This window comes from Bartonella jaculi, from assembly GCF_039543045.1.
Taxonomy (GTDB): domain Bacteria; phylum Pseudomonadota; class Alphaproteobacteria; order Rhizobiales; family Rhizobiaceae; genus Bartonella; species Bartonella jaculi.
The window spans coordinates 1-895 of the sequence record NZ_BAABIZ010000147.1 but is presented as its reverse complement, the minus strand read 5'-3'; the positions used below and the strand labels follow the sequence as shown (position 1 = coordinate 895).

Annotated in this window: 1 protein-coding gene; it reads left to right on the top strand. The window is 40.6% G+C overall.

The annotated features are described in order from the left end of the window. The coding region (locus ABD915_RS09890) for a DEAD/DEAH box helicase family protein (protein ID WP_345117785.1) at window positions 1-895 on the top strand (895 nt) is incomplete at both ends.

Below are 895 nucleotides of genomic sequence, written 5' to 3'. Positions count from 1 at the left end.
GAAAAGGCAAGCGTGTGTTGTTTTTAGTCCCTTCTCTTGCTTTAGTCTCACAAACAATACGTGAATGGACAGCAGATGCACAAGTCCCCTTGCGTTCCTTTGCGGTGTGTTCCGATACGAAAGTTGGTAAGCGTCGTAAAAACCAAGATGATATTGTTGGCATGGAAACATCAGACCTTGTGCTGCCTGCTACAACGGATGCGGAAGTACTTGCCAAAGAAGCTTGTGAAAGCTTCGCAGATGCAATGACGGTCATTTTTTCAACCTATCATTCAATCCAAGTGATTTCTGATGCGCAAAAGGACCATGGGTTACCCGAATTTGATCTGATCATTTGTGATGAAGCGCATAGAACGACTGGAGCTTCATTGGGAAGTGAAGACGATGAATCCGAATTTATCAAGGTTCATGATAACAGCATCATTCGAGGTAAAAAACGCTTGTATATGACAGCAACGCCGCGCATTTTTAGTGATACTGCAAAAAGGCGTGCTGATGAGATTAATGCCGTTCTGGCGTCTATGGATGATGAAACGCTTTATGGAAAACAACTCCATCATTATAGCTTCGCGGAAGCTGTCGATAATGAACTTTTAACCCCTTACAAGATTGTGGTCTTGGGTATTGATGAAACCTATATCACACCAGCCATACAGAAGATTATTGCCAATGAAAACCGTGAAATTGATTTAGATGATGCGGCAAAAATTATTGGCTGTTATAGAGCCCTGACCAAAATGGATAAAGAAGCGGCTGTTGATGATGATGATACAGAACCCATGCAAAGTGCTTTAGCTTTTTGCAAAGATGTCAATACCTCTAAATATATTACAAAGCTTTTCAATAAAATTATCAAATCTCATATCAATGATTTCCTTAAAACGGTTCCCTTTCT